Origin of the sequence: Leptolyngbya sp. FACHB-711, assembly GCF_014695615.1 — a bacterium.
Lineage (GTDB): Bacteria > Cyanobacteriota > Cyanobacteriia > Elainellales > Elainellaceae > Leptolyngbya_A.
The window spans coordinates 1-5,407 of record NZ_JACJOR010000141.1; the positions used below are offsets into that span (position 1 = coordinate 1).

Consider the following 5,407-nt stretch of genomic DNA (forward strand, 5'->3'; position numbering starts at 1 on the left):
CAGAACCAGAAATGCCGCCACTTGAACAGAGCAGCAGTAGCCATCGGAGGGCGAGAAGGCATAACGGGGCTTGTCTACCTTACCAGCGGCTGTTTTTGCGACACAACCGCAGTTTGAAAACCAGGACACGAAACGCGCTAATGAAATCCTCGCCAGGGCTAATCGTATTGCACAACAACGACTGCGTTTAGGAACAGGGATTTTAGCTGCTGCACTGTTGGCAGCCTCAGGCATTACCGTCTGGTCAACCCGATCGCTGAATCGTGCCACGCTTGTTGGCCAGGCAGAACGAACGAGCACTAGTGCCCTCGGCCAGTTTTCCTATCAACCCAGTGAGGCATTAATTTCTGCGTTAACGGCAGCACAAAACTTACAGCAAGCAACGGGTGATGCAAAGCAGTACGTTACAACTACACCTATTCTAACCCTACAGCTGATACTCGATCGCATTCAAGAACAGTCGATCGGCGCAACCAGCAACACAACTGCGCGTCCTTTTACCGCAAATGGTGGACAGATATTATTTTACACAGGACACACGCAACGCGATCGCACTGATTATCAAATTTTAGACGTTGAGGGACGACAAATTAATCAATTTCAGCAGCAGGGAATGATTGATAAAGTTGCCCTGAGTCCTGATGGAGAACGTTTTTTAGCAATCAAAGCAGACGGTACGGCAACGCTTTGGAGTACTGCGGGCAATGCAATCGCCACTTTTTCAAGCCTGCAAACTCCAATTTTAGGAATTGCGTTCAGCCCTAACGGTCGCCTGCTTGCCACGATCGAACCTGTTATTGATGCTGGTAGTGACAATAGTGCAACTTAGCAATGACAAATCATAAGGCTCTGGAATGATCAGGGACAGCTTGTTGCGGCACTGAATCACCAGTCGCTGGTCGTTGAATTCGGCCCAGATGGAGAGCATCTGCTGACGGGTGGCGATCGTCAGGTAAAGCTCTAGAACAATCAGGGACAAGCTGTTGCGATTTGTCAGGGTCAGGGGCAAGTCCTCAAAGCCCGTTTCAGCCCAGATAGTCAGTCTGTCTTGATGGTCGCTGCTCAAGGAAGAACCGCCATAGTGACGCAGTGTGATTTGAATGGCAGGGTAAAGACATCAGTGGAAACGCGATCGCAGGGAACGATCGATGCTCAAATTAGCCCAAACAATCAATTTATGGCGATCGGCTCAGAGGACGGTAAGCTGCGGCTTTATGACCTTCAGGGCAATCTGCTCCGAGAGTTTCAGGCGCATTCAGGCGGAATTTATGCAATTGCTATTAGTCCGGATGGTCAGCAACTTGCAACGATTGGCAGCGATACGGTAACGCAGAACCGGGACGATCGCATGCGAGTCTGGAATCTTGCCGGACAGCAGCTTACCGAATCGAGATTTCGAGGATATAGTATAAGCTGAAGTTCAGCCCCAATGGCAAAACAATCGCCCTTTCTGATACCACGTTTCTACATCTGCAAACGCCTGAGACTTTATATTCTCCGCTCTCTCAGCAGGTTTCCATAGTGCGAATGAACCCAAGTGGAGAATCGTTTGCAGCTTTATTGAATGACGGCACAGTAGAGATCTGGAATTCTCAAACTCAAGGCAATTTGTCACTCCCGTTAAGTGAATTTGCGATCGATAATTTACGATTTAACGCATCAGGAGAATATCTTTTGATGCATAGCGGTCAGAACAGAACCGTAACTGTCGGGGATCTACGAGGAAAGACGATTGCGAAACTTGCTGGAACTTGGGGCGAAGATTGGCTGAATCCCCTGACCTGGAACAACCCAATCAGTCCTGATGGACGCTATGCGGCAACGCTGCAAGTCGATAATACGATTCAAATTTGGACGATAGCTGGAGACAAAGTTGCAGTAACCTCTCCAATTTCAGGCAAAGTGCAATCGATCGCCTTCAGTCCCGATGGTCAATTCTTGGCAACTGCTGGCGGGCAGGGGAAAGTTCAGCTCTGGAATTTGCAGGGGCAACCTGTGGCAAACTTTCAAGCGCATCCGAACTGGGTCGATCAGGTGTATTTCACAGCCGACGGAAAAGGGTTGATGACGATCGCTCCCAGTGATTCCGGTACAGCAGCAGTGCAAACTTGGGACGTACAGGGCAACCCAGTTAATAAAATTCGTAGCGATCGATTTACGGACGGTACAACTTTTTCCGATCTTGCCCGCTTTACGTTTACCAATCCTCAAACCAATCAATTTATTTCTGCTGCCGACGATCGAGCTTTCTTGTGGAATCTCAACGGTGAAACTGCGACGCTGCATGGGCGACAGGGCTGGTTTATTCCCACTTCGGTTCAAGCTAATGCCGTGCAAATTAGTGCAAGTGGTCAACAGATTGCAACACTAGGAGGCGATCGTCAGATTCGCGTGTGGGATGGCAGAGGCAATCAAATTGCTCAGTATGAAGGTTACGCGATGGCACTGAGCGCAGACGGCAAAAGTATTGTTGTAATTTCTGCAAACAACACACCAAAACAGTATCCGATTCGCGACTTGAATGAATTAATTGAGCAGGCTTGTCGCTGGCTCCGTCCTTCAATCGTCCTAGAGGGAACATCAGAAACTCGTCAAATTTGTGATGTTCCCTGACTTGATATGAAACCATCAACGTCAATACTCATTAAACTGAACATGATGAGTAGAGGGTTTCCACGAGCAAAAGGCATAGAATTCAAGACCCATCATGAGCTTATTATTCGTTCACGTCCTATTTAGGCTGGCTGTAGTTCTTCTGCAAATCGGTCATGTTGAGCGGTCTTAGTTATCCTGGATAAGGAATTTCTAGCATGTTTTTGAAGTATAATACAGTAAACCGATCAAGATATAGTATTTATTACAACTTTTCTGTCAAAACTTTTCCATGAAACTCCACTACATCACCCTTAAGACTACGGAGGAAGCCCGTCAAATTGGCAATGCTTTACTGGAGCAGAAGCTAGCAGTCTGCCTGAATTGGTTTCCAACTACCTGCGCCTACTGATGGAAGGGCAAGATTATTAAGGAACCGGAAGTGGGCTGATTGTGAAAATGACAATCTTTATACATTAATATTCAATTGATATTCAACGTGCAGAAAGAATTTCGGCAAGCAATACCTGATCGGATTCAAGGTCATCCTACTAGGGCAGTGTCCTATCTATCTCCGAACTTGTTCTGGTTTTATGAGGCGATCGTTGCCTTTCTTGATCGCACCTTCCATCTCAATATTCAATTTGAGCAGGGCAAATTTGATCCACTCGATGATCCTCAACTGTATCAAAACCAGTGGGATTTTGTGTTTATCTGTGGTTTGCCGTTTGCCAGATATCTCATGCGCAGCAAAGCTGATCTGGAATGGATCGCACCAGATTCACTTATTGCCATCGCTGCGCCTGTGATGCAGAGCGATCGCTATCAGAGCAGTCCCATCTATTTTGCTGATGTGATTGTTACAGTGGATAGTCCCTATTTCAGTCTCAGTGACTTGGCAGGAAAAACACTTTGCTATAACGATCGCGGTTCTAACAGTGGCTACAACTTGCTGCGACAGCGAATCCTTGAACAGGGCTATCCTGCCCCATTTTTTGCGCAAGCGATTTCTTCTGGATTCCATCAGCAATCAATGCGCTGGGTTGCAGAGAAACTGGCGGACTGTGCGGCGATCGATAGCGTTGTTTTAGAACAAGAACTGCGAGATTTCCCTGAATTGCAGCAACGACTGCGCGTGATTGATTCAATTGGGGCTTGCCCAATGCCGCCGATCGCAGTTTCTCAGCGGTTTGACACAGCAACAATTCAGCAAATTCAAGCAGCGCTGCTTCAGCCGGATACCGAACTGCAAATCGCAATGACAAAAGCACGGATTCGTTGCCTTGCCCCAGTTCGATCGGAGGATTATACGATGCTGGCAGTGCAGTACCAGGCTGCCATTGAAGCAGGATACGAGTTTATCTAGCGATCGCTATTCTGGAATGGGGAAGTGGGCGCGGCTGAGCTCGTTTCTGATGTCGCTGTTCCTGATGTCGCACTGCATCGCGATAAATTTGCTGGAAGAGCTGTCGCTGGGCGTGGCTCCCGCCAATCCTCCAGAGCTGCGGTAGAACGGGCTGCAGATGGTCGATCGCTTCCTGCCAGTGCCCCTTCGCATGGTCGATGATACCCTGTGCCGCAGGTAAAGCAACCTTGAGCCACGGTGATTGTGCCTCCGGATGCAGCGTTTGGATGTGCACTTCCATGCTGTTAAGCATTTCCCTTACCCACGACAAGCGACCTGCTCGCGTCAGGGCATAGAGGTAATGCAGGTCTTGAAACGGCAGGGCGTGTTCGTGAAGGCGGGGCAACAGATACAGGGCTAATGCTTGCCAACGAGATTTGCCAACGTCGATGCCTTGCAGTTCTAAGCGCAGCAGCAGGGCAATCGCCCCAACCTGATCTTTCGGGGAATCCTTGCGGGCATGCCCCCATACTTTCTGGTCATACAGCTTCAGCACCCCTTGAGCATCCTGCTTTGCTAAATAATAAAGCGCAATGTGCCACCAATTATGCGTATAAAGCATAGAGTTGCAGCTTTCCCAGGTATTCGCGAGGCTTTCCATCCAGGCAATGCCTTCGTCTACACGCCCCTGCATCTCCAGCACATGGGCAACTGCATGATGCGCCCAGGGATTTTGCCGCTGCATTTCCGTTGCCCGTCGCCCCCACTGTTCTGCAGTTTCAAGCTGATGGCACTGTTCCAGTCCAAAGGCAATCATGCCGTGTAGATAGGGATTTTCTGGATTGGCAGGAAGAACCGTTTGAGCAATCCACAGCAGTCCTGCTTTGTCGCCTTGATAAAAATAATGGTACTGTCCCTGCTGTACAGAAATTAAATCGCGAGGAAACTTTTGCGCGATCGCTTCGTGCAGTGCGATCGCCTCATTAATCTCACCTTCTGCCCAGGCTGCAGTTGCCTGAATATAAAGCTGTTCTCCCTCACTCGTTCGATCGGCAAATTGCTGTGCTGCTCTGAGATGGGGAATCGCCTGCTGTCGTCCGGCTTGACTTTCTTGCGACAGGTAATAAGCCGCAGCATAAGCCCGGACGATCGCGCAGGTTGGGTCGGCAGCAATGCCCTGAAGCAGCAGCGATTCAACCTCCTTTCCATAGCAGAGTGCCCGCTCGGAAAAGGTATCGATCGCGGCGATCGTCTCTGGTGAGTCTGTCGTTATATCAAGGTCTTGAGCCGTTTTTAACATCAGATCTTTCCACCCGTAGCAAAATGTTCAACATCATTAGCCCTATCAAAGGCTTTCAAATCAAGGCGAATTAACTAAAATACAGTAAGCTGACGTACAAACCGTAGTTTAATTAATTGAGATATAACATGGCTAAAAATGAATGTAAAGATATAGATGTGGATTGAAGA

The 5,407-nt window shown here is 48.6% G+C and carries 6 protein-coding genes; 5 read left to right on the forward strand and 1 reads right to left on the reverse strand.

Going from position 1 to position 5,407, the window contains the following annotated elements; translation table 11 throughout:
* Nucleotides 1-217 precede the first annotated feature (217 nt).
* The 5 genes from H6F80_RS04715 to H6F80_RS04735 all read left to right on the forward strand — a co-directional run bounded on the left by H6F80_RS04715 (nucleotide 218) and on the right by H6F80_RS04735 (nucleotide 3,958).
* Nucleotides 218-829 carry a WD40 repeat domain-containing protein gene (locus tag H6F80_RS04715; RefSeq protein ID WP_206755035.1) on the forward strand — a complete coding sequence of 204 codons (612 nt, stop codon included), beginning with the start codon at nucleotides 218-220 and terminating at the stop codon, nucleotides 827-829.
* A 222-nt stretch (nucleotides 830-1,051) separates the two neighbouring features.
* Nucleotides 1,052-1,417, forward strand: a complete 366-nt coding sequence (locus tag H6F80_RS04720) for a WD40 repeat domain-containing protein (RefSeq protein WP_190790454.1) — start codon at nucleotides 1,052-1,054, stop codon at nucleotides 1,415-1,417.
* 110 nt (nucleotides 1,418-1,527) lie between these two features.
* Nucleotides 1,528-2,613, forward strand: coding sequence for a WD40 repeat domain-containing protein (locus tag H6F80_RS04725; RefSeq protein WP_190790455.1), 1,086 nt, complete (start codon nucleotides 1,528-1,530; stop codon nucleotides 2,611-2,613).
* 271 nt (nucleotides 2,614-2,884) lie between these two features.
* On the forward strand, nucleotides 2,885-3,004 hold the full coding sequence (gene cutA, locus H6F80_RS30590; protein WP_190790456.1) for a divalent cation tolerance protein CutA: 120 nt from the start codon (nucleotides 2,885-2,887) through the stop codon (nucleotides 3,002-3,004).
* A 147-nt stretch (nucleotides 3,005-3,151) separates the two neighbouring features.
* The gene (locus H6F80_RS04735; RefSeq protein WP_347277826.1) at nucleotides 3,152-3,958 is read left to right on the forward strand and encodes a phosphate/phosphite/phosphonate ABC transporter substrate-binding protein; all 807 of its coding nucleotides are present in this window, start codon (nucleotides 3,152-3,154) and stop codon (nucleotides 3,956-3,958) included.
* Here the strand turns inward: H6F80_RS04735 and H6F80_RS04740 are convergent.
* Nucleotides 3,951-5,237: a tetratricopeptide repeat protein gene (locus H6F80_RS04740; protein ID WP_190790457.1), complete on the reverse strand. Its 1,287-nt coding sequence runs from the start codon at nucleotides 5,235-5,237 to the stop codon at nucleotides 3,951-3,953. The genes H6F80_RS04735 and H6F80_RS04740 overlap by 8 nt on opposite strands.
* Nucleotides 5,238-5,407: the final 170 nt, after the last annotated feature.

What these genes read in the sequence shown, in the direction of transcription:
- cutA (WP_190790456.1), top strand. Translation starts at nt 2,885, where the DNA reads ATGAAACTCCACTACATCACCCTTAAGACTACGGAGGAAGCCCGTCAA.
- H6F80_RS04725 (WP_190790455.1), top strand. Translation starts at nt 1,528, where the DNA reads ATGAACCCAAGTGGAGAATCGTTTGCAGCTTTATTGAATGACGGCACA.
- H6F80_RS04740 (WP_190790457.1), bottom strand. Translation starts at nt 5,237, where the DNA reads ATGTTAAAAACGGCTCAAGACCTTGATATAACGACAGACTCACCAGAG.
- H6F80_RS04720 (WP_190790454.1), top strand. Translation starts at nt 1,052, where the DNA reads ATGGTCGCTGCTCAAGGAAGAACCGCCATAGTGACGCAGTGTGATTTG.